The organism is Kitasatospora sp. NPDC087271 (assembly GCF_044744605.1).
Lineage (GTDB): Bacteria > Actinomycetota > Actinomycetes > Streptomycetales > Streptomycetaceae > Kitasatospora.
Map to the genome: position 1 here is coordinate 44,160 of NZ_JBIUYQ010000033.1, position 21,340 is coordinate 65,499.

The 21,340-nt window shown below is 74.4% G+C and carries 17 protein-coding genes; 4 read left to right on the forward strand and 13 right to left on the reverse strand.

The annotated features are described in order from the left end of the window. Positions 1–2: 2 nt before the first annotated feature. The 5 genes from ACIO9K_RS34115 to dxr all read right to left on the reverse strand — a co-directional run bounded on the left by ACIO9K_RS34115 (position 3) and on the right by dxr (position 5,615). Entirely contained in the window at positions 3–554 is a 552-nt protein-coding gene (locus tag ACIO9K_RS34115) for a GNAT family N-acetyltransferase (RefSeq protein ID WP_063347629.1), read from the reverse strand. Positions 555–624: 70 nt separating this feature from the next. After that, the gene (locus tag ACIO9K_RS34120; RefSeq protein ID WP_350885688.1) at positions 625–1,500 is read right to left on the reverse strand and encodes a GNAT family N-acetyltransferase; all 876 of its coding nucleotides are present in this window, start codon (positions 1,498–1,500) and stop codon (positions 625–627) included. Positions 1,501–1,657: 157 nt separating this feature from the next. After that, a complete protein-coding gene (ispG, locus tag ACIO9K_RS34125) occupies positions 1,658–2,818 on the reverse strand; it encodes a flavodoxin-dependent (E)-4-hydroxy-3-methylbut-2-enyl-diphosphate synthase (protein WP_363586514.1) in 1,161 nt (386 codons plus the stop codon). 143 nt (positions 2,819–2,961) lie between these two features. Continuing rightward, on the reverse strand, positions 2,962–4,266 hold the full coding sequence (locus tag ACIO9K_RS34130; protein ID WP_363586513.1) for a site-2 protease family protein: 1,305 nt from the start codon (positions 4,264–4,266) through the stop codon (positions 2,962–2,964). A 119-nt stretch (positions 4,267–4,385) separates the two neighbouring features. Beyond that, positions 4,386–5,615, reverse strand: a complete 1,230-nt coding sequence (dxr, locus tag ACIO9K_RS34135; protein ID WP_350885642.1) for a 1-deoxy-D-xylulose-5-phosphate reductoisomerase — start codon at positions 5,613–5,615, stop codon at positions 4,386–4,388. An 84-nt stretch (positions 5,616–5,699) separates the two neighbouring features. On the opposite strand from dxr, the gene ACIO9K_RS34140 reads away from it, so the two are divergent. Further along, a complete protein-coding gene (locus ACIO9K_RS34140; RefSeq protein WP_400335617.1) occupies positions 5,700–6,368 on the forward strand; it encodes an NAD(P)-binding oxidoreductase in 669 nt (222 codons plus the stop codon). A gap of 89 nt (positions 6,369–6,457) precedes the next feature. Here the strand turns inward: ACIO9K_RS34140 and ACIO9K_RS34145 are convergent, their stop codons facing one another. The 3 genes from ACIO9K_RS34145 to ACIO9K_RS34155 all read right to left on the reverse strand — a co-directional run bounded on the left by ACIO9K_RS34145 (position 6,458) and on the right by ACIO9K_RS34155 (position 11,910). Continuing rightward, complete coding sequence (locus ACIO9K_RS34145; RefSeq protein WP_363624961.1) at positions 6,458–7,900, reverse strand: aldehyde dehydrogenase family protein; 1,443 nt, start codon at positions 7,898–7,900, stop codon at positions 6,458–6,460. Positions 7,901–8,154: 254 nt separating this feature from the next. After that, on the reverse strand, positions 8,155–9,720 hold the full coding sequence (locus ACIO9K_RS34150; RefSeq protein ID WP_363586511.1) for a PucR family transcriptional regulator: 1,566 nt from the start codon (positions 9,718–9,720) through the stop codon (positions 8,155–8,157). A gap of 153 nt (positions 9,721–9,873) precedes the next feature. Beyond that, on the reverse strand, positions 9,874–11,910 hold the full coding sequence (locus tag ACIO9K_RS34155; protein WP_400335619.1) for an ATP-binding protein: 2,037 nt from the start codon (positions 11,908–11,910) through the stop codon (positions 9,874–9,876). 300 nt (positions 11,911–12,210) lie between these two features. Between ACIO9K_RS34155 and gabT the strand changes: the two genes are divergently transcribed. Together gabT and ACIO9K_RS34165 are read left to right on the forward strand one after the other, a co-directional pair. After that, the gene (gene gabT / locus ACIO9K_RS34160) at positions 12,211–13,551 is read left to right on the forward strand and encodes a 4-aminobutyrate--2-oxoglutarate transaminase (protein ID WP_363586509.1); all 1,341 of its coding nucleotides are present in this window, start codon (positions 12,211–12,213) and stop codon (positions 13,549–13,551) included. A gap of 490 nt (positions 13,552–14,041) precedes the next feature. Next, entirely contained in the window at positions 14,042–14,710 is a 669-nt protein-coding gene (locus ACIO9K_RS34165) for a phosphatase PAP2 family protein (RefSeq protein WP_400335621.1), read from the forward strand. Here the strand turns inward: ACIO9K_RS34165 and ACIO9K_RS34170 are convergent. Then, positions 14,683–15,015 (reverse strand): DUF2218 domain-containing protein, encoded by a 333-nt coding sequence (locus tag ACIO9K_RS34170; RefSeq protein ID WP_363624967.1) that lies wholly within the window; start codon positions 15,013–15,015, stop codon positions 14,683–14,685. The genes ACIO9K_RS34165 and ACIO9K_RS34170 overlap by 28 nt on opposite strands. A gap of 167 nt (positions 15,016–15,182) precedes the next feature. On the opposite strand from ACIO9K_RS34170, the gene ACIO9K_RS34175 reads away from it, so the two are divergent. After that, the gene (locus ACIO9K_RS34175; protein ID WP_400335624.1) at positions 15,183–15,845 is read left to right on the forward strand and encodes a MarR family winged helix-turn-helix transcriptional regulator; all 663 of its coding nucleotides are present in this window, start codon (positions 15,183–15,185) and stop codon (positions 15,843–15,845) included. Between the two features lie 79 nt (positions 15,846–15,924). On the opposite strand, the gene ACIO9K_RS34180 is transcribed toward ACIO9K_RS34175, so the two are convergent. From ACIO9K_RS34180 to ACIO9K_RS34195, 4 genes are all read right to left on the reverse strand, one after another. Further along, complete coding sequence (locus tag ACIO9K_RS34180) at positions 15,925–16,653, reverse strand: ZIP family metal transporter (RefSeq protein ID WP_363586539.1); 729 nt, start codon at positions 16,651–16,653, stop codon at positions 15,925–15,927. 328 nt (positions 16,654–16,981) lie between these two features. Beyond that, positions 16,982–18,703 (reverse strand): restriction endonuclease, encoded by a 1,722-nt coding sequence (locus tag ACIO9K_RS34185; protein ID WP_400335626.1) that lies wholly within the window; start codon positions 18,701–18,703, stop codon positions 16,982–16,984. A gap of 114 nt (positions 18,704–18,817) precedes the next feature. Beyond that, positions 18,818–20,725 (reverse strand): hypothetical protein, encoded by a 1,908-nt coding sequence (locus ACIO9K_RS34190; RefSeq protein ID WP_400335628.1) that lies wholly within the window; start codon positions 20,723–20,725, stop codon positions 18,818–18,820. Positions 20,726–20,995: 270 nt separating this feature from the next. Beyond that, positions 20,996–21,310 (reverse strand): cupin domain-containing protein, encoded by a 315-nt coding sequence (locus ACIO9K_RS34195; RefSeq protein WP_363624975.1) that lies wholly within the window; start codon positions 21,308–21,310, stop codon positions 20,996–20,998. Positions 21,311–21,340: the final 30 nt, after the last annotated feature.

Consider the following 21,340-nt stretch of genomic DNA (forward strand, 5'->3'; position numbering starts at 1 on the left):
CCCTACGCCTCGCCCGGCCCGCGCAGCGGAAGCCGGGCCCCCATCACCGCGTACAGCCGGTCCGTGGCGGGAAAGCGCACCGCACGGGCGAGGTCCTGGTAGCCGAGCGCCCGGTAGAGCCGCCGGGCGGGGGTCTCCGCGTCGATCGCGGAGAGGATGCTGCGCTCCAGCCCGGAGCGCTCGCAGAGGGTGCGGATCAGCCGGGAGCCGACGCCCTGGCCCTGGTACTCGGGCAGCACGTGCAGCTCGGTGACGGCGAACACGTCGTCCAGCCAGGCGTCGTGGCCGCGTGCGTCCAGGTAGGGCTCGATCACCGTGCTCCACCAGTGGTCGCGCTGGTTGGGCATCCCGTAGCCGAAGCCGACCAGCCGGCCGCCGCTCATCGCGCCGAGCGCGATCACCCCGGGCTGGTGGGCGTGCCGGCCGACGATGTGCAGCCGGACGGCGACCTCCTCGGCCGTCAGGCCGAACGCCACCGCCTGGACCTCCAGCGCCTGCGGCGCCCAGGCCGCAAGGTCGATGGCCTCGATCGTCACCCCGGTCAGCTGATCCATGCCTCGGACGTTACTACCCGTGGGCCGCCGGCGCGGGCGAAGATCGGAACCGAACTCCCGGGGTGCGGACTCAGAACAGCACGCTCATGAACGCGCCGACCTCACGGAAGCCGACCCGCCGGTAGGCGGCCCGGGCCCGCAGGTTGAAGTCGTTGACGTAGAGCGAGACCACCGGGGCGATCTCGCGCAGCGCGAGGTCGAGGACGGCGGCCATGCCGGTCTCGGAGAGGCCCCGGCCCCGGTACCCGGGGGCGACCCAGACGCCCTGGACCTGACAGGCGCCCTCGGTGACGGCGCCGATCTCGGCCTTGAAGACGACCTCGCCGTCCTCGGTGAAACGCGCGAACGACCGCCCGGCGGAGACGAGTTCGGCGACCCGGGCCTGGTAGAGCAGGCCGCCGTCACCGGCCAGCGGGGAGACTCCGACCTCCTCGGTGAACATCGCCACGCAGGCGGGCATCAGCGCGTCGATCTCCTCCCGCCGCACCCGCCGCACCAGCGGGTCCGGCGCGATCTCGGCGGAGGGCACGGCGGTGGCCAACAGCGGCTGGTGGGCGCGGACTTCGCGGGCCGGGCCCCAACTGCGTTCCAGCAGCGCCCAGAAGGCGGCGGTGGCCCCGGCCGGGCCAACGATCGAGGAGCAGCGGCGGCCCTGCCGGCGGGCCCGCTCGGCGAAGGCGGCGACGGCCTCCGGCCCGGCGTCGACCAGGACGAGGTTGGCCCCGGCGTAGCAGAGCGCGGCGAGGGCGCCGTCCCCGTCGTACCAGCCCCACATCTCGCCGCCGAGCCGCCAGGGGTCCAGACCGACGGCCTCGACCCGGGTGGCGACGAAGGAGTTGGCGACCGGGTCGCGGTGGAGGATCTCCAAGGCGTCCGCGAGGTCGGGGGGCTCCAACACGCGGGTGGTGGCCAGGGCGCGGGCGGCCTGGAACGAGCCGGGGAGCATCACACCTCGATCGAGCATCGAGACAGCACCTCACTGAGACGAATCTGGCCGCACCCTACTCCGTGGCCCCACCCGGCTACGGCCGCGGGGCCGTCCGCGAACGGACGGCCCCGCTTCCGGAAGACTGCGCGCGGCGCACCGCGCGGACCCTGCGTGGTCAGTCGGCCGCGACGACGGTCGGCGTACCGGCCTCGACGCCCGCCTCCTGCATCTGCTCGGCGAGCTTGAGCGCCTCCTCGATCAGGGTCTCGACGATCTTCGACTCGGGGACGGTCTTGATGACCTCGCCCTTGACGAAGATCTGGCCCTTGCCGTTGCCGGAGGCGACGCCGAGGTCGGCCTCGCGGGCCTCGCCCGGGCCGTTCACGACGCAGCCCATGACGGCGACGCGCAGCGGCACCTCCATGCCCTCCAGGCCGGCGGTGACCTCCTCGGCCAGCTTGTAGACGTCGACCTGGGCGCGGCCGCAGGACGGGCAGGAGACGATCTCCAGGCCGCGCTGGCGCAGGCCGAGCGACTCCAGGATCTGGTTGCCGACCTTGATCTCCTCGGCCGGCGGGGCGGAGAGGGAGACCCGGATGGTGTCGCCGATGCCCTCGGCGAGCAGCGCGCCGAAGGCCACCGCGGACTTGATGGTGCCCTGGAAGGCGGGGCCGGCCTCGGTGACGCCGAGGTGCAGCGGGTAGTCGCAGGCGGCGGCCAGCTGGCGGTAGGCGTTGATCATCACGACCGGGTCGTTGTGCTTGACCGAGATCTTGATGTCGCGGAAGTCGTGCTCCTCGAACAGCGAGCACTCCCAGAGCGCGGACTCGACGAGGGCCTCGGGGGTGGCGCGGCCGTACTTCTCCAGCAGGCGCTTGTCGAGCGAGCCGGCGTTGACGCCGATCCGGATCGGCACGCCGGCGTCCCTGGCGGCCTTGGCGATCTCGCCGACCTTGTCGTCGAAGGCCTTGATGTTGCCCGGGTTGACGCGGACCGCGGCGCAGCCGGCGTCGATCGCGGCGAAGACGTACTTCGGCTGGAAGTGGATGTCGGCGATCACCGGGATCTGGGACTTCTTGGCGATGATCGGCAGCGCGTCGGCGTCGTCCTGGGTGGGGACGGCGACCCGGACGATCTGGCACCCGGATGCGGTGAGCTCAGCGATCTGCTGCAGCGTGGCGTTGATGTCCGAGGTCACGGTGGTGGTCATCGACTGCACCGAGACGGGAGCGTCACCGCCGACCGGTACGTTGCCGACCATGATCTGCCGGGATACACGGCGCTTGGCGAGCGGCTTGAGCGGCAGGGACGGAATACCGAGCGAGATCGCGGTCATGTGCGCAGGGTTCCCCGGGGTTGAGGTGTGGTCGACCGCCCGGCCAGTGGGACGGCCGAGGCCGGGCGCGCCTCGATCGCGCACCCGGCCTCCACGGTACGGCACGGCGCCGGACCCCAGCACACCCGCCGTACCCGAACGCTCTAGCTGATCTTCACCGGGTTCACCAGGTCGGCGACCATCACCAGCAGGGTGAAGCCAATGAAGACGCTGGCCACGACGTACGCCACCGGCATCAGCTTGGCGACGTCGAAGGGCCCGGGATCGGGCCGCTTGAACAGCTGAGCGAATCGGCGGCGGACCGATTCCCACACCGCGCCCGCGATGTGGCCGCCGTCCAGCGGGAGCAGCGGCAGCATGTTGAACAGGAAGAGCGAGAGGTTGATCCCGGCCAGCAGGTTGACGAACATCGCCACCCGCTGGCTGGCGGGCAGGTCCATGCTCACCAGTTCACCGCTGACTCGGGCGGCGCCGACCATGCCGATCGGCGAGTCCGGGTCACGCGGGGAGTCCCCGACGACGGCGTTCCACAGACCTGGGATCTTGCCGGGCAGCGCGGCCAGCGACTTCACCCCGTTCTCGGCCATGCCGACCATCCGGTCCAGCGACTGCCCGAAGCTCTGCTGGACGACTCCCTGCTTGGGGGTGAAGCCGAGGAAGCCGGCCTGCACGGTCTGGCCCTTGAGCGGCACGCCGTTGCCGTCGTACTTCTGCACGTCGTTGACGGCGATGACGGGCTTGAGGACGAGTTGCTGCCCGCCCCGGTCGACCAGGATCTCGACCTGCTGGCCGGCCGACTTCCGGATGTCCGCCTGGAGCTGGTCGTAGTCGCGGATCCGGTCCCCGCCGAAGGAGAGGACCTTGTCCCCCTGCCGCAGCCCCACCTCGTTGGCGGGGGTCTTGGGCGCGTCCGCGGGGCACACGTCGGTCGGCGAACCGGCCTTGACCACGCACTGGGCGACCGAGCCGATGGTCGGCACCGCCGTCGAGACGCCGAAGCCCATCAGGACCGTCAGGAACAGGCCGAACGCCAGGACCAGGTTCATGAACGGCCCGGCGAACATGACGATGACGCGCTTCCACGGCTTGCGGGTGTAGAACAGCCGGTGCTCGTCGCCCTCCTGGAGCTCCTCGTAGGAAGCCTCCCGGGCGTCCTCGATCATGGTGCGCCAGGGGGAACTGCTGCGCTTGGTGATCCGGCCGTCCGCACCCGGCGGGAACATCCCGATCATCCGGATGTAGCCGCCCAGCGGGATCGCCTTGAAGCCGTACTCGGTCTCGCCCTTCTTCCGCGACCAGACGGTCGGGCCGAAGCCGACCATGTACTGCGGCACCCGGATGCCGAACAGCTTGGCCGTCGAGAGGTGGCCGAGCTCGTGCCAGGCGATCGAGACGAGCAACCCGACCGCGAAGACCAGGATGCCGACCACCGTCAAAACCATTGCCACCGCTGGCCCTCCGTCATGCCGCTCCGCTCGTCGTCTTGTCTTACCGCAGTCACGCCCGGCCGGACACCCGGTACGGGTACACCCGGCCGGAAACGGCCCACGCCGTCAACCCGCCGCCGTCAGCCCGCCGCCAGCTCGCGGGCCCGGGCGCGGGCCCAGTCCTCCGCGTGCAGGACGTCCTCGACCGTCAGGGAAGTTCCCGGCACGGGCGTGCCGTGCTCGGCGACGACCTTGGCAACAGTGTCCACGATTCCCGTGAAAGCGAGGCGCCCCTTCAGGAACGCCTCCACGCACTCCTCGTTGGCCGCGTTGAAGACCGCCGGCGCGGTACCGCCCAGGGTGCCCACCTCGCGGGCCAGCTCCACCGCCGGGAAGGCCTCGTCGTCCAGCGGGAAGAACTCCCAGGTCGCGGCCTTGGTCCAGTCGCAGCCGGGGGCGGCGTCCGGCACCCGCTCCGGCCAGCCCAGGCCCAGCGCGATCGGCATCCGCATGTCCGGCGGGCTGGCCTGCGCCAGCGTCGAACCGTCGGTGAACTCCACCATCGAGTGCACCACCGACTGCGGATGGACCACGACCTCGATCCGGTCGAAGGGCACGTCGTACAGCAGGTGCGCCTCGATCACCTCCAGGCCCTTGTTCACCAGGGTCGCCGAGTTGATCGTGACCACCGGGCCCATCGCCCAGGTCGGGTGCGCCAGCGCGTCCTGCGGCGTCACCCCGGCCAGCTGCTCACGCGTCCGGTTGCGGAACGGACCGCCACTGGCCGTCACCACCAGCTTGCGGACCTCGGCCCGGGTACCGCCCGCCAGCGCCTGGAACAGCGCCGCGTGCTCGGAGTCCACCGGCACGATCTGCCCCGGCCGCGCCACCGCCTTCACCAGCGGGCCGCCGACGATCAGCGACTCCTTGTTGGCCAGCACCAGCACCCGGCCCGCCCTCAGCGCGGCCAGCGTCGGCCGCAGCCCGATCGACCCGGTGATGCCGTTCAGCACCGAGTGGCACTCCATCGCGGCCAGCTCGGTCGCCGCGTCCGGCCCCGCCAGCACCGCCGGCAGCGCAGCGCCCGCCGCCTTCGCCGCCAGCGCCGCGCGCAGCGCCGGCTCGGCCGCCGGGTCCGCCACCGCCACCGTGTGCACGCCCAGCCGCAGCGCCTGCTCGGCGAGCAGCTCCACCCGGCCGCCGGCCGCCGACAGGGCGACCACCCGGAACCGGTCCGGGTTGCGGAGCACCACGTCGATGGCCTGGGTGCCGATCGACCCGGTCGAACCGAGGATCACCAGCTCCCGGGGGCCGGAAGGGTCCTGCACGGTGGGCGTGAACCGCAGCTGCGGGTGGGCGAGCGAAGTCATGCGCCCATTGTGTCCTGCCCGGGGCCCCGCGCAGGACGCCTCCCGACAGGACGCCGGTCCGCGCCCCGGGCTACCGTCGGAGCCATGCGTACCGTCATCGCCGGGGGCCACGGACAGATCGCGCTGAAACTCGAACGGCTGCTCGCCGCGCGCGGCGAGCGGCCCGCCGGGATCATCCGCCGCCCCGAACAGGCCCGGGACCTCACCGACGCCGGCGCGGAACCGCTGCTGCTCGACCTGGAGTCCGCCACCGCCCCGCGACTCGCCGAACTGCTCGCCGGCGCCGACGCGGTCGTCTTCGCCGCCGGCGCCGGACCGGGCAGCGGCGCCGCCCGCAAGATCACCGTCGACCGCGACGCCGCCGTGCTGCTCGCCGACGCCGCCGAACTCGCGGGCGTCCGGCGCTACCTGATGGTCTCCTCGATGGGCGCCGACGCCCACGCCCAGCACCCCGCCGACGAGGTCTTCGAGACCTACCTGCGGGCCAAGGGCGCCGCCGACGACGCCGTCCGGGCCCGCACGGCGCTGGACTGGACGGTGCTGCGCCCCGGCCGCCTCACCGACGGCCCCGGCACCGGCCTGGTCCGGCTCGCCGCCTCGGTCGCGCGCGGCGCCGTGGACCGGGCCGACGTCGCCGCCGTCCTCGCCGCGCTGCTGCGCGCACCGGGCACGGCCGGGCAGACGCTGGAGCTGGTCGCCGGCGACACCACGGTCGAGGAGGCCGTCTCCGTCGCGGGCGGACACAACGGCTGACGCGGGCGGACACGACGGCTGGGCCGACCGGGCCCCGGAACGGGCGAAGGGCCCGGTCACCGGACCGGGCCCCTCACTCACGGGTTCGCTCAGAGGTCGAGGCCGCTGAGGACCAGGACCTTCTCGACCGTGTAGTCGTCCATCGCGTACCGGACGCCCTCACGGCCGACGCCGGAGTCCTTGACGCCGCCGTACGGCATCTGGTCGGCGCGGTAGGACGGCGCGTCGCCGATGATCACACCGCCGACCTCCAGCTCCCGGTGGGCGCGGAAGGCGGTCTGCAGGTCGTGCGTGAACACGCCCGCCTGAAGGCCGAACGCCGAGTCGTTGACGGCCGCGAAGGCCTCGTCCACACCGTCCACCCGGTGCAGCGACAGGACCGGGCCGAACACCTCGGCCTTGGCCAGGATCGCATCCGCGGGCAGCTCGGCCAGCACGGTCGGCGCGTAGGTCGCACCCTCGCGGCCCCCGCCGGCGAGCACCTTGGCGCCCTTGGCGACCGCGTCGTCCACCCAGGACTCCACCCGCTTCGCGGCGTTCTCGTCCACCAGCGGGCCGACGTCCGTCGCGTCGTCGTTCGGGTCACCGGTGACCTGGGCCTTGACCTTGGCCACGACCTTCTCCACCAGCGCGTCGTACACCGACGCGTCGGCGATCACGCGCTGCACCGAGATGCAGGACTGGCCGCCCTGGTAGTTGGCGAACATCGCGATCCGGGTGGCCGCCCAGTCCAGGTCGGCCTCCGAGGACCAGTCGGCGAGCACCACGGCCGCGGCGTTGCCGCCCAGCTCCAGGGTGCAGTGCTTGCGCGGCACCGAGTCCATGATCTGGTAGCCGACCTTGTCCGAACCGGTGAACGAGATCACCGGCAGGCGCTCGTCCTGCACCAGCGCCGGCATCCGGTCGTTCGGCACCGTCAGGATGCTCCACGAACCGGCCGGCAGGTCGGTCTCGGCCAGGATCTCGCCCAGCACCATCGCCGACAGCGGCGTCGCCGGGGCCGGCTTCAGGATGATCGGGGCACCGACCGCGATCGCCGGGGCGACCTTGTGGGCGACCAGGTTCAGCGGGAAGTTGAACGGGGCGATCCCCAGCACCACACCGCGCGGGAAGCGGCGCACCACCGCGAAACGGCCCACGCCGCCCGGGTCGGTGTCCAGCCGCATCGTCTCGCCGTTGGTCCGGCGGGCCTCCTCGGCCGCCCAGCGGAAGACCGACACCGCGCGGCCGACCTCACCACGGGCCCACTTGATCGGCTTGCCGTTCTCCGCGGTGATCAGCTGGGCGAGCTCCTCGGTGCGCTCGGCCAGGCGCTTGGCCACGTGGTCCAGCGCGGCCGAGCGGACGTGCGCCGGGGTGGCGGCGAACACCGGCAGCGCGGCGACGGCGGCGTCCAGCGCCTCCTCGACCTGGGCGTCGGTCGGGATGCTCACCTTGCCGACCAGACGGCCGTCCCAGCTGTTGTGCACCTCGAAGTCGGCGTCGCCGCTCGCCCGTCGGCCGGCCAGCCAGAAATCGTACGTGGTGGTCACCGTGGTACCGGCCCTCTCCTCGTCGTCATCGGGCCCACGGGTGTGGGACCCGAACCCGAGGGTAGGTGGGGCGGCGCACCGACCGGATTGGCCGACTCGGAGCGTTCGCCCCCGACGCTGCTCCATCCCGTCCAGGGCCTCCCGGGCTGAGCCCGGACGGGGCCCGGTCCGGTGCGGCTCGGTGCGGCCCGGTGCGGTGCGGCTCGGTGCGGTGTGGCTCGGTGCGGCTCGGTGCGGTGCGGCTCGGGTGCGACCTACTCCTCGCCGGAGCGCAACGCCAGCCACAGCTCCATCCGCACGTCGGTGTCGTCCAGCGAACGCCCCAGCAGCTCCTCGACCCGCCGCATCCGGTAGCGCAGCGTGTGCCGGTGCACCCCGAGATCGGCCGCCGCCGCGTCCCACTGCCCGTGCCGGGACAGCCACGCCCGCAGCGAGGCCACCAGATCGCCGCGGGCCGTCCGGTCGTGCTCGCGCAGCGGCCGCAGCAGCCCCTCGGCGAACGCCGTCACCGCGTCCTCGCCGAGCAGCGGCAGCAGCGACCCCGCACCGACCTCCTCGTGGTCCACCGACCGCCGGCCACCGCGCAGCGCCACCGCCAGCGCCCGCTCGGCCTGCGCGTGCGCCGTCCCCGCGTCCTCCAGCGCGGCCGGCGCCGACACGCCCAGCGACAGACCCTCGTGCTCCTCCACCGCACCCAGACAGGCCCGGTGCACCGCCCCGTTGTCCAGCGCCAGCACCATCAGCCGCGCCCCGTGCGCGCCGTCCTCCCGCGCCACCAGCAGCTTCTCGCCCACCCGGGCACCCGCCTGCTCGGCCCGGTCCCCCAGTTCCCCGAGCGCCTCCGCGGCCTCCGCGTTCGGCCCGGCCCCGGCCACCAGAACCCGTATCGTCCCCTCCGGCATACCGCCGAACAGCCCCACCGCCACCTGGCGGGCCGTCGCCACCTCGCCCGCCAGCACCATCCGCAGCAGCGCCGCGCCCATCCGCTCCTCGGCCTGGCGCAGCTCGCGCGAGCGCTCCAGCGTCAGGGTCAGCAGCGCCACCGCCGCGTTCAGCACGTACCGCTCGGTCGGGGTGATCCGGTCCTCGGTGCCCACCGCCAGGAAGCCCCGGGCCCTCCGGTCCGCCCCCAGCGACTGGACCACCACGTAGTCCTCGTCCGCCGTGTCGATCCCCGGCGCCCGCCCCTGCAACGCGGCGCTCGACGGCGCCGGACGCCGGCGCAGCCGGTCCACCTCCGCCGCCAGCCGCCCCGCCCGGCGCGCCGCCCAGTCCGGCGCCACCACCGACAGCGCCCCCGAGCCGTCGTACAGCGCCGCCCAGCCGCCCAGCCGGGCCGCCAGCCGGCGCACCACCGCCGTCGTGCCGTCCTTGCCCAGCGCGGCCCGGGTCAGCTCCTCCTGCGCCTCGAAGGAGGTCGTCACCGCCTCGTACTGCTCCGCGGCCAGCGCCGCGGACACCACCTTGCTGATCGCGATGAACGGCGTCGGCTCCGGCACCCGCAGCAGTGGCAGCCCCCGCTGCGCGGCCGCGTCCACCAGCGGCTGCGGCACCTCCGTGTGCGACAGCCCCACCCCCAGGCCCAGCCCCACCACCCCGGCATCGGCCAGCCGGTGCACGTACGCCTGCAACTGGGCCGCCGTACGGCCCAGCTTGATCCCGGTGGTGAGCAGCAGCTCGCCACCCTCCAGGAACGGCGTCGGGTCGTCCAGCTCGCTGGTGTGCACCCAGCGGACCGGCCGCTCCAGGTGGTCCGCGCCGGCGAGGACCGTCAGATGGAGCGAACTGTTGCGGACAACGGAGGCGAGTGTGGGGGGCATGGCACCTTCGGGGGATCGACCTGACCGCGCCGTTGCGGCCGGGCGAGGAGAGGGCAATGGGGCAAGTGAGAGTCTCTCCCCCTCATTATGGACGCTCCGGACAACCGGCACTGCCGAATCCACCGTGACGGCGAGCTTCCGCCCCTCGCCCCGTCAGCCCCGAAGATCCACCAGCAACGGCGGCACCTGCTCCCCCGACACCGCGGTCAACGACACCACCGCGTGCCCCGCCGGCAGCGCGTGCGCCAGATCCGACGGCGACCAGCGCAAGCGCTCCACGTCCCGCGTCGTCACCGACTCCGTCTGCGCCGCCGTCCCCGACAACGCCCGCCGCCCCAACCGCCCGGCCCGCCGCACCACGCCGCCCGAGGTGTCGGGCGTGTGGGTCACCGCGGTCTCCTGCACCAGGTGCGTCCCCCAGGCCTCCGAGAACAGCCGGCCGTCCCACGGCGCGATCCCCGGGAACGCCATCCGGCAGCCGACCGCGCCGAACAACGGCGCCCGCAGCGCCTCCGGCAGATCCACCAGCGTGCGCAGCAGCAGCACCGCGCCCGCGTTCGCCCCCCGCATCCGCTGCACCCCGCGCACGGCGGTCGCGTCCAGCGCCGCCGAGGCGTCGTCCACCACCAGGCCGGCGAACAGCGAACGGTCCGTACGGGCCCCCGCCGCCTGCACGAACTGCCCCACCACCAACCGGGACAGCATCCGCGCGGCCTCCGGATGGCTGCGCTCCGGCAGCTTCACCCGCACCCGCAACGGATGGTCCAGCACCCGCATCGCGAACGGGGGCCGCCCGGTGCCGTCCGTCGCGAAGGCGCCCTCGAAGGCCGGCCGGTCCAGCAGCGCCAGCCGGTCCGCCAGCAGCGCCCCGGGATCGTCCGCCCGGCCGCGCTGACGTTCCCGGTGCTCCAGGTCCCGCTCGTACACGGCCAGTCGGCCCGCCACCCCGAGCGCCTTCACCAGGGCCGCCAGCACGTCCGGCTCACCGGCCAGCAGCGCCCGCAACTCCCGCACCCCCGGATAGCGGGCGTACGCGGCGTGGAACGGGCCCACCACCTGCTGCAGCGCCGTCCGGGCGTTCTCCGCGCGCGCCGTCAACTCGTCCGGCAGCAGCGCCTCGGCCAACCGGGCGGCCGCCTCGTCCGGATCCTGCGCCGCACCGTAGAGGTCCAGCCCGTACACCGACGCCGGATCACCGGGCGCGATCACCACGTCGTACCAGGCGTCCGGGCCGAGATCCGCGTCCGCCGCCCCCACCACCACCACGCACGCGGTGCCGGCCAGCGCCTGCAGACACAGCGCCTCCGCCACCGGCCGCGCCAGCCGCGCCGTCTTCCCCGTCCCCGCCGGACCCACCGCCAGCAGCGACGTTCCCAGCAGCGCCGGATCCAGCGCGAAACCGGCCGCCCGATGACTCAGCGGGTTCTTCGGCACGTCCTGGGCGGTCCCGAGGCAGACCTGGCCCAGCAGCAGATCGTGCCGCTCGCCCCGGTCCGCCAGCTCCCGCGACTCCGAAGGGTGCGCGAAGGCCGCCCCACCGCGCGCCACCACCTGCTCGACGAAGGCCGGCACGAACGCCGGATCCGCCTGCGCCGACTCCCACGCCCGCTGGATCCGCACGTAGTCGACGTCCCCGACCGCCTCCCGCTCCAGCCGCCCCGCCGCCTCGGCCGCCCCGCCCTGCCGCAGCCCGCCCCACGGGTCCAGCCGCCGCACCACCTGGGCCACCGCCACGCCCTCCTCCGCGGGCTGCTCCTGCGTCACCGCCCGCGACAGCAACGGCGACACGTACCGCCGCCACACCTCGGGCCAACGGCCCATCCGGCCGAAGAGCTTGATGACGACGCCGATCACGAGCGCGTTGACCACCAACAGCGTGAACATGGCCTCGGACTCGGACGGCGACGCGAGCGGGCCGATGCCGGCCTGTCCGCCGAACCACACGAGCACGTACATCAGAAGCTGCGTGCCGTAGAGATAGGCGAACCACCCCACCACCGCGTTGAGTCCCGCCCGCAGGAGCAGCGGCCAGGCCGCGACCTGGGCCGCCTCCGCCCGCTCCGGGTCGATGGGGCGGTAGCCCAGCCGGTAGACGCCGGGTTCGGCTTCCGGGCGCGGGGCCGCGGCCCAGGTGGGGAGGTCGAAGGCGGGGGCCCCGTCGGTGCGGGTGCCGGGCCGTTGGTGCGGCATGGGGGCCGGGGGTCTGGTGGTGGTCCGATCGGTGTGGTGGTGTGCCCCGTCGTGCGCCATGTACGGCCCCGCTCCCTCGCCCGCCCGGCCCGATCGCCGTCGGTGCCGCCATACCCATGCCGCCGTACCGGCGACACGCCCGCGCTCAATGTAGTGGAGCGGGGCCTGCTGGTAGTCGCACCACCCGCGCTGGCCGTGCCGGACAAGTCGGACGGCTCAGTGCTACCGAGTGGCGCATGCCCGGCCGGGGAGGGCGGCCGTAGCCTGCGAAGCACCGAGCCGAGAAGTCTGGAGAACACCATGAGCGCCGCAACGCCGCTCCCGCAGGAGCGCCGCCTGGTCACCGCGATCCCCGGTCCGAAGTCGCAGGAGCTGCAGGCCCGCAAGCTGGGTGCGGTGGCGGCCGGTGTCGGCACCACCCTGCCGGTGTACGTGTCCCGTGCCAACGGCGGCGTGCTGGAGGACGTGGACGGCAACTCGCTGATCGACTTCGGCTCCGGCATCGCCGTGACGAACGTCGGCAACAGCGCCGAGGCCGTGGTGGCGAAGGCGAGCGAGCAGCTGGCCGCCTTCACCCACACCTGTTTCATGGTGACCCCGTACGAGGGTTACGTGGCGGTCGCCGAGCAGCTGAACGAGCTGACCCCGGGTGACCACGACAAGCGCACCGCGCTGTTCAACTCGGGCGCCGAGGCGGTCGAGAACGCGGTGAAGGTGGCCCGCGCCTACACCAAGCGCACCGCCGTCGTGGTGTTCGACCACGGCTACCACGGCCGTACGAACCTGACCATGGGCCTGACGGCGAAGAACATGCCGTACAAGCAGGGCTTCGGCCCGTTCGCCCCGGAGATCTACCGGGTGCCGGTGGCCTACCCGTACCGCTGGCTGACGGGTGCGGAGAACTGCGCCGCCGAGGCCGCCGCGCAGGCGATCGAGGTCATCAACAAGCAGATCGGCGCCGAGAACGTCGCCGCGATCATCATCGAGCCGATCCAGGGCGAGGGCGGCTTCATCGAGCCGGCCAAGGGCTTCCTGCCGGCGATCGTGGAGTACGCGAAGGCGAACGGCATCGTGTTCGTCGCGGACGAGATCCAGACCGGTTTCTGCCGTACCGGCCAGTGGTTCGCCTGTGAGGACGAGGGCATCGTCCCGGACCTGATCACCACCGCGAAGGGCATCGCCGGCGGTCTGCCGCTGGCGGCGGTGACCGGTCGCGCCGAGATCATGGACGCCGCGCACGCGGGCGGCCTGGGCGGCACCTACGGCGGCAACCCGGTGGCCTGTGCGGCCGCGCTGGGCGCCATCGAGACGATGAAGGAGCAGGACCTCAACGGCAAGGCGCAGCGGATCGGCGAGATCATGCTGGGCCGCCTGCGGGCGATGCAGGAGAAGTTCGACATCATCGGCGAGGTCCGCGGCCGCGGTGCGATGATCGCCGTCGAGTTGGTGAAGCCGGGCGGCAAGGAGCCGAACGCGGAGGCCACCGCGGCCATCGCGAAGGCCTGCCACGCCGAGGGCCTGGTGGTGCTGACCGCCGGCACCTACGGCAACGTGCTGCGCTTCCTGCCGCCGCTGGTCATCGCGGAGCACCTCCTGGCCGAGGGCCTGGACATCCTGGAGGGCGCTTTCGCCGCCGTCTGAGCGGTGTCGCCCGTCAGGTCGTGAACCCCCTCCGGAGGGTTGTCCGGACAGCGCTGAACGGCCCGTGGGGACCTCTGGTCCTCGCGGGCCGTTCGGTTGTCACCGGCCGGTCGGACGGGCCCGCCGCCCGGTCGGGCCAGGTCGTCGGGGCTCCCGGAGGGCCGCCCGGGGCGGGGTGAAGATGATGTGGGGAATCGCTGAAGGCGCTCGGCGCGGAAAGGCTGTTGACGTAGTGTCATCGCAGATGGACAGCGAGCCGCAGCCATGGGCGGAGCCGCCTGCGGGGTCGCCCCCGACGGCGGGTCCGCATGCGTGCCGCGAGGACGACCAGGCCGCCCCGGGAGGGGTGGCACCCACCGAAGACCGATCGACCGACCGTCCGACCCACACCCCCCGGGGCGCACGGAACGGCGATCATCAGAGCCGCCCCGGAGCTCTCCCCCCTGCTCCGGGGCGGCTGTCCGGCGTTCCGGGCCGGGTGGCCCGCTCGGTGGCCGTGCCGCTGACGGCGGTGGTCGTCCTGCTGCTGGTGTCGTGGCAGGTGGCGGTGGACGGCCCGCTGCTCGGATGGGACCGCGCGGTCCGCGGAGCCGTCCGGACCGCCCACCGGGACCACCCCAGCGCGCTGCTGGACCAACTGGGCCGGATCCTGTCCGACCTGGGCGACAGCGTGCCCGCGATCCCGGTGCTGCTGGCGGCCGGCGTGCTGGCCGCGTGGCGGTGGCGCCGGACGGGGGCGGCGGGGCGCTGGTGGCTGCCGCTGCCGGTGGCGGCGCTGACCGCCGGACTGATCCCGCTGCTGGTGGTGCCGGCCAAGGCGGCGTTCGCCCGGCCGGGCCCGCTCGGTGATCCGCTGACGCCGGAACAGTGGGGCTGGTACCCGTCCGGGCACACCGCCACCGCGTCGCTCTCGTACGGGGTGGCGGCGCTGCTGCTGGTGCGGGTGGCGGGACCGTGGGCGGCGCGTCTGCTGACGGCGGGCGCGGTGCTGCTGGCGGTGGGCGTCGGCGCGGGGCTGGTGTGGAGCGACTTCCACTGGCTGCTGGACGTGGTGGCCAGCTGGTGCCTGGCCGCCCTGGTGCTGTGGGGGCTGGCCCGGCGGCTGCCCCGGCCGGGCGGCGGGGGCGGCGGTCAGGCCTCGGGGTCGTCGTTGCGGTGAACGAGGCCGGTCTCGCCGTTGTCGCGGTGCCATTCGACGACGAGTTCGTCGCGGGCGCCGAAGCGGACGAGGTGGCGGCCGACGACGTCCTCCAGGCCGGGCAGGTTCTCCTGCTCGCCCTCGACGGCGAGCAGCAGCGCGTCGGGCCGGGCTTCGAGGGTGGCGGTGCCGGCGCCGAAGACCAGGGTGCCGCGGCCGGTCTCCTCGGAGAAGGTGGCCTCGATCTTGCGGCCCATGTGGGCGGCGAGCTGCTTGGCGTAGCGGGCGGGGCGGTCGGTGGTGACGCGGGCTTCGGAGCGGGGCACGGGCCCTCCAGGATCCGGGGAGGGAACTTAGGGTCCCCTCAGTTGGGGCTACGCTAACCCAGATACTGAGCCAAGCTCAACATTTTTCTCCGGGCGCCGTCCGCTGTCGGCCACCGGCCCCGGACCGGCCGATACCCTGGGGCGGACGCCTGCCGAGGAGACCGCCGATGACCACCACGCCGACCGACCCGGCGGACCCCTCCCCCGGCCCGCCCGGCGCCCCTGCCGAGGCGGCCGCCTCGGACACCGCGGGCTCGGACACCGCAGGCTCGGACACCACGGCCTCAGACGCCACCGCCTCGGACTCCACGGCCTCGGACACCGCCGCCTCGGACTCCACGGCCTCGGACACCGCCGCCGAGCTGGCCGACACGATGACCAGGGCGATCAAGCGGATCCGTCGGCAGACCGGGCGGCAGTTGGAGCCGTACGGCATCACCCCCGGCCAGGCCCGGGCGCTGAACGCCCTGGCCCACGCGCCCGGCTGCGAGCTGCCGGACCACGCGATGCGGCTGAGCGACCTGGCCGAGCGGCTGCACATCGCCCCGCGCTCGGCGACCACCGTGGTCGACGCGCTGGAGGAGGCCGGCCTGGTCGAGCGCAGGCCCGACCCGGCCGACCGGCGGGCGGTCCGGATCCTGCTGACCGAGGCGGGCCGCGCGGCGGTCGAACGGATCGGGCAGGTCCGGCACGAGGTGGCCCAGGAGTACTTCGGCGAGGTCAGTCCCGACGAGCAGGAAGTGCTGCTACGCGTGCTGCGCGCCGCCGAGGCCCGCTTCCTCGCAGCCGGTCCACCACCGCGGACGGCGCCCCCGGGCGCGGCGCGGTGATGCGGGAGCGGTCGGCGGCGCCGGGCGGTCCGCCGCGTCAGGCCCCGTCCCGTCCTGCCCTGGCCCTGCCGAGCCAGGCCTAGTTGGCGAGGCCGATCACCAGCCACATGAACCCCACCCCGGCGACGGTGCAGAGCAGGGTGCTGCGGGAGGGGTGCGGGCTGTGTGCCTCCGGGAGGATGTCGGAGGTGGCCAGGTAGAGCAGGAACCCGGAGAAGAAGCCGAGGTAGAGGCCGAGCAGGTGCTCGGGGATGGTGAAGGCCAGGGTGATCGCGGCGCCGGACACCGGGGCCAGCGCGTCCGCCGCGAGCAGCGCCAGTGCCCGCCGCCGGTTGTTCCCGTAGAGCCGGGTGATCGTGTACGTGTTGAAGCCGTCGGCGAAGTCGTGGGCGACGACGGCGATGGCGACGACCGTTCCGACCGTGGTGCCGGCCTGGAAGGCGGCGCCGATCGCGAAGCCGTCCATCACGCTGTGCCCGACCAGGGCCAGCGCGGCGGTCAGGCCGACGCCCTGGCGCCCGGCGTGGTGGGCGTGCGCGTGCTGGTGGCCGTGGGTGTGCTCGGCGTACTCGCTCTCGTGGCCGCGGTGGATGGCGACCGCGCGTTCGACCACGTGGATGGTGAGGAAGCCGACCGCGAACATCAGCAGCGCCTGCGGCACGCCGTGCACCTCGTCCGGTGCCTGGCGCATGGCCTCGGGCAGCAGGTCGAAGGCGACCACGCCGAGCATGAGGCCGGCGGCGAAGCCGAGCACGAGGTGGCGGCGGTCGCCGGTGCGCTGGGCGACGAAGCCGCCGATCAGGGTCATCAGGAACGCCCCGGCGGCGACCAGGACGGCGGTCACCGGTCCGCCTCCGGGTGGGTCGATCCGCCGTGCGGGCGCCGGCGGGTGCCGCCGTGTGGTCTGCCGGGCGCTCTGCCCATTCCTCTCCCCCTGGGGTCCGCCCGTGGCCGGGCCGACCGCCGACCGTATCGGACGACCGTTCGGCGGTGATCGCCCGGGGTGCCGCTGCTCCGCCGGTGCCCGTTCCCCAGCCTCGGGTCGGGTGCGGGGGCTCGCCCGCCGGGCGGTCCGTCGGGGTGAGCTGCGAAGACGGGGAAGGGGACGAGGGTGGGGGCGGGGACCGGAGGTGGGGTCAGCGGCCGGCGGCGAGGGGCAGGCCGAGGTGGGTGCGGGCGAGTTCGCTCACGCCGTCGCCGTCGACCAGGTGGATGTGCCGGTGGCTCTCCTCGCCGGTGAGGTCGAGGGCCTCGTCGGCGAAGCGGCCGGTGGTCAGCCGCAGGCCGCGCTCGGCGGACTCCTCCTGAACGGCCTCGGCCAGGGTGGCGATCTCCTCCGCGCTGACCGGCTCGGCGCCCCGGGAGGCCCAGACCACCCAGCGGCCGGGCAGCGCGCTGCCCGGGGCCCCCTCACCGGTGGCGACCAGTCCGGCCGGACCGCGCAGCCGCACGCTCCACTCGGCGAGCCCGCCGCGGGTGAGCAGGTCGCGCACCAGCTGGGCGAACTCGTTCGCGGACAGATCGGGTGCGGCCGGTACGGCGGCGCCCGCCTGCGCGGCGGGCTGCACGCCCACGCGGCCGTACGGGTCCGGGGTGACGGCGGCGCCGAGCTGGCGCAGCCGGACGAGCGCCTCGTCCTGCTCGGCGTCGGCGTAGACGCCTTCGTCGTCGCGCTCCTCGTACGGGGTGGCGGGCGGCAGCAGCCGGGTGCGGGCCAGTGCGTCGCGGTCGGCGTCCACGCTGACCAGGCAGAGCGGCTCGGCGGTGCCGGGCTCGCGCAGCCAGCCGTTGAGCACGACGCCCGCGAGTATCTCGTCGGTGTCGACGGCGTCGGCGGCCTGGAGGGCGCGCAGGGCGAGCCGGGCGACCAGGCGCAGATAGTCGGTGGCCCGGTCCGCCGGCGGGCGCGGGACCGGGACGATGTCGCCGTCCGGGGCGAGCCGGTAGCCGGTGAGCGAGGGCACCAGGTCGAGCGGCGGCAGGTCGAGGTCCAGCACGGCGGTGCGGGTGAGCGGGCGGAAGACCGCCCGGCAGGGGGCGGGCAGGTCCTGGGTGGCGGTCTCGGCGGCGGCGAGCGCCCGCTCCAGCAGAGACTCCACGGCGGCCGGCTCGGACAGCCGGTAGGCCCGCCGGCACTCCTCCAGGCTCTCGTTGTACTCGCGCACGGCGCGGGCCCGGGCCTCCTCGGCCGCCTCGTGGACGCGCCGGGACTCGTCGGCGGCTGGGTTGTCGGCCTCGGACCGGCGGGTGCGCCACTCGCGCAGGGAACGCTGGTGGGCCAGCCGGGCCTGGGCGAGTTCGCGCTGGTAGCCGGAGTCGAGCAGGCGGCGGGCCGGGGCGCCGTCGGGGTCGGCGGTGGCCGGCCCGGCGGGCGCGAAGTCCGCCCAGCGGGGCTCGGCCTCACTGCCGGTCTCCGGCCCGTCGGCCGGGTAGGGGCGGGGCTCGTAGTGGCGCAACTGGCTCTCGAAGTCCATGGCCGAGACGGGCAGTGCGGCCCGCCGAAGCAGGTCGGCCAGCCGGTCGTGCTCGGCCTGGACGGTGAGCGTGCGGTGGTGGGTCAGGGCGGCGGCCCTGCCGTGGGCGGCGATGGACTCCTCGGGCTCGACCGGGCCGTCGCCGGACGCCGCACCACCGGACGCACCGTCATCGGACACGCCGCCACCGGACGCGCCGTCATCGGGCATGACGCCGCCGGGTGTACCGGGGGCGGCCGGGCCGGGGCCGGCGGCGTCCGGGTCCAGTCCCTGGCCCTGCCCCTGGTCGGTGTTGAGCTCTCTGAAGACCGAGGCGAGGAAGCCCGGCCGGGGGAACTGGACGGTGGCGGTGCCGTCGGGCTGGCCGTCTGCTGAGTGCTGCATCGGTCGTCGTTCCCCCATGCTCGTCCGGCGCCTGCCCGGGGCGGCCGGCGACCCTGCGGCCCGCCCCTGCCGGACATTGTCCACCGAACGGGCGGCAGTGGTCAGCCCAGCCTCTCAGTTGGTCCGGGTGTTGGTCAGGTGCAGGCCGATGTAGCCGACATAGATCCGGCCACTGCCCGAGCAGTCGTCGAGGTAGTGCAGCCGGGGCGCGGTACGGCCGCCGCCGATCCGCAGGTGTGCGCCCATGAAGGCGCGCCGGGAGGCGTCCACGCTCTCCGGGACGGGCAGCATCCGTTCGCGCTTCCACTTGGTGTGGCTGAACACCGTCCGGGACTCCCCGCGCACCGCCTTGCGGGGCGGGAAGTGGTGGCAGCCCTCCGGGGTGTGCTCGCACCACTGTTTGAAGTCGCCGCCGGCCGCGCCGCGGACCGCCGCCTCGGCGTACTCCTGAAGGGCGGTCAGCCCGTCCCAGGCGAGCCGGGCCCAGCCCGCGCCGGAGCACCGGAGCCCGTCCAGAGCGAGCGCGTTCTTCTGGTCACCGGTGAAGGTCAGCAGCGGGAACTCGTCGATCCTGGCCATGAGTTCGGTGAAGGTCTCCGGCTTCGCGGGCCGGGCGGACGGCTTGACGGCGAAGTGCCCGGCGGCGCCCTGGAGGATGCAGTGGCGCCCCGTGAGGGCGTGGGAGCCGGCCCGTACGTGGCCGTCCCGGCTGTCCCGACCGTCGTGGCGCTCGCGGAGCTCCGGACGGTCGCGGCCCTCATGACCCTCGCGGCCGTCCTGCTTGTCCCGGTTCTCCCGACCCGCGCGGTTGTCCCGGCGCTCGTGGCGCAGGGTGCGCCGGACCCGCTCCAGCTCGTCGGCCCTGGCCTGCTGCTCGGCCCGGTCCTGCTGCTCCTCCCGGACCAGCGCGGCCAGCTCGGCGCGGGCGGCGGCCTGGTCCCCGGCCGGGCTGACGGCCGCGCGGGGCGGCGCCGGGGCGACCCGCAGCACCGGGACGGCCGCCAGCGGGGGCGGCAGCGGCAGGTCGGCGGCGAGCCGGCGCGGCTCGCGGGCGAGCAGCCCGGCCGCACGGCGGATGTCCTGCTCTATTCGCCCCCGGGCGAGCACCGGGTGCCGGGCGCCGTCGCACCGGGAGGCGGGGTCGACCTCGGGCAGGTAGGTGCGCACCGCTCCGCCGTAGACGCTGTGGTACTCCAGCGCGACGTTGAACCCCGTCCGGGCGCCCGGGTCCAGGACGTAGGCGGTGGCCAGGCCGGGCAGCTGGTGGCAGAGCGGGCGGACGACGTCCTCGACCCAGCGGTCGAGCAGGAGGTTCACCGGGACGCTGGCGACCACGACGGGCAGCCGGCGCTCCGGGTCGCAGAGCTCGTCGATCAGGCCGTCGACCTCGCCGGCGGTGATCACCCGGGGAGCCGGGTGGACGGCGGCTAGGCCGTCGGTGGCGTCGAGCAGCGGCAGGAGGGTGCGGGCGAGTTCGGGCACCGGCACCCGGCAGGGGGTCCGCACGCCGTTGCCGGTGCTGTGCGTCTCGGCCTCCAGCCGGACCCAGGTGGGGCCGTCGGCCCCGGTGGCCACGGTCAGAGTGAGCTGCTGGGTGCCGTGCGGGGTCGGGGTGCGCAGGCGTCGGCGGTCGTAGCGGCCGGCGGCCGGGCCGCCGCGCAGCGGGCCCCGGTCGCGGTCGAGCAGGACGCGGTCGCCCAGGCGCAGTCGCTCGGCGGCGGGGGCCGGTCGGGACTGCGCCGGTCCGGACGCCGTCAGTCCAGGGGGCGTCAGTTCGGGCGGTTCCGGTCGGCTTGGAGCCTTCCCCGTCGAGGCCGGTCCGGCCGGGGGCGGCCCGGTGAGGGCGCGGGGAGCCGGCGGGGGCTCCTCGCAGCCTTCCTGTTTCAGCCAGGCGGCGAGCTGCTCGTCGGCCAGGGCGACGGCCTCGCGGTGCGGGAGGGTGGTGGTGACGGTCATCCGGTAGGGCGTCGCGGGGCCGGTCAGGTCGGCGCCGGCGGGCGACGAAAAGCGGTCTGAGGTCATGCGCATACCTCCGTGGTGCGGGGTGGGGTCTGGTGTCCTCCATCGATGGGTTATTCGTCCGGTTCGGCCGGATCCTTGCCCAGGAAACGCCACGGCCCGGAGCGGAAGTTCCAACTCCGGGCCACGTCAATACGTTCGGGTGAATCTGCTCAAGCCGCGCACCGCGTGGCGCGGCTCCCGGTCCGACCCGCCCTCAGCGCCGGGCGGCGGGCGGCGGGCGACAGAGCCGGAGCGGCCTGCTCATACATCGTTGGGTCAGGCCTCGGCGGGTCAGGCCTCGGCGGGCCGGGCGCCGCTGCGACTCCACTCGGGCTCCGCGACCGGCACCGCCAACGCGCAACCGGCCGGGTCGGCGTAGCTCGCGATCAGCACCACGGGCTCGTCCCCGAGGTTGCGCCCCACGTGGACGTGGACCGGTCCGGCCTCCTCGACCAGCGAGTCCCCGGCCCGGCTGACCTCGACCCGGCCGTCGTGCAGGGTCCGGGTCAGCGTCCCGGACAGCACCACCACGTCCACCCGGCCCGGGTGGTAGTGCCAGCCGGTGCTGGCCCCCGGCGGCAGGGTGACGGTCTGGACGACGGGCATCTCGGGGCGGCTTCCTGCTCGACGACCGGA

What these genes read in the sequence shown, in the direction of transcription:
- ACIO9K_RS34155 (WP_400335619.1), bottom strand. Translation starts at nt 11,910, where the DNA reads ATGCCGCACCAACGGCCCGGCACCCGCACCGACGGGGCCCCCGCCTTC.
- ACIO9K_RS34175 (WP_400335624.1), top strand. Translation starts at nt 15,183, where the DNA reads ATGACCACCACGCCGACCGACCCGGCGGACCCCTCCCCCGGCCCGCCC.
- ACIO9K_RS34185 (WP_400335626.1), bottom strand. Translation starts at nt 18,703, where the DNA reads ATGCAGCACTCAGCAGACGGCCAGCCCGACGGCACCGCCACCGTCCAG.
- ispG (WP_363586514.1), bottom strand. Translation starts at nt 2,818, where the DNA reads ATGACCGCGATCTCGCTCGGTATTCCGTCCCTGCCGCTCAAGCCGCTC.
- gabT (WP_363586509.1), top strand. Translation starts at nt 12,211, where the DNA reads ATGAGCGCCGCAACGCCGCTCCCGCAGGAGCGCCGCCTGGTCACCGCG.
- ACIO9K_RS34150 (WP_363586511.1), bottom strand. Translation starts at nt 9,720, where the DNA reads ATGCCCCCCACACTCGCCTCCGTTGTCCGCAACAGTTCGCTCCATCTG.
- ACIO9K_RS34120 (WP_350885688.1), bottom strand. Translation starts at nt 1,500, where the DNA reads ATGCTCCCCGGCTCGTTCCAGGCCGCCCGCGCCCTGGCCACCACCCGC.
- ACIO9K_RS34115 (WP_063347629.1), bottom strand. Translation starts at nt 554, where the DNA reads ATGGATCAGCTGACCGGGGTGACGATCGAGGCCATCGACCTTGCGGCC.
- dxr (WP_350885642.1), bottom strand. Translation starts at nt 5,615, where the DNA reads ATGACTTCGCTCGCCCACCCGCAGCTGCGGTTCACGCCCACCGTGCAG.
- ACIO9K_RS34140 (WP_400335617.1), top strand. Translation starts at nt 5,700, where the DNA reads ATGCGTACCGTCATCGCCGGGGGCCACGGACAGATCGCGCTGAAACTC.
- ACIO9K_RS34195 (WP_363624975.1), bottom strand. Translation starts at nt 21,310, where the DNA reads ATGCCCGTCGTCCAGACCGTCACCCTGCCGCCGGGGGCCAGCACCGGC.
- ACIO9K_RS34180 (WP_363586539.1), bottom strand. Translation starts at nt 16,653, where the DNA reads ATGACCCTGATCGGCGGCTTCGTCGCCCAGCGCACCGGCGACCGCCGC.
- ACIO9K_RS34190 (WP_400335628.1), bottom strand. Translation starts at nt 20,725, where the DNA reads ATGACCTCAGACCGCTTTTCGTCGCCCGCCGGCGCCGACCTGACCGGC.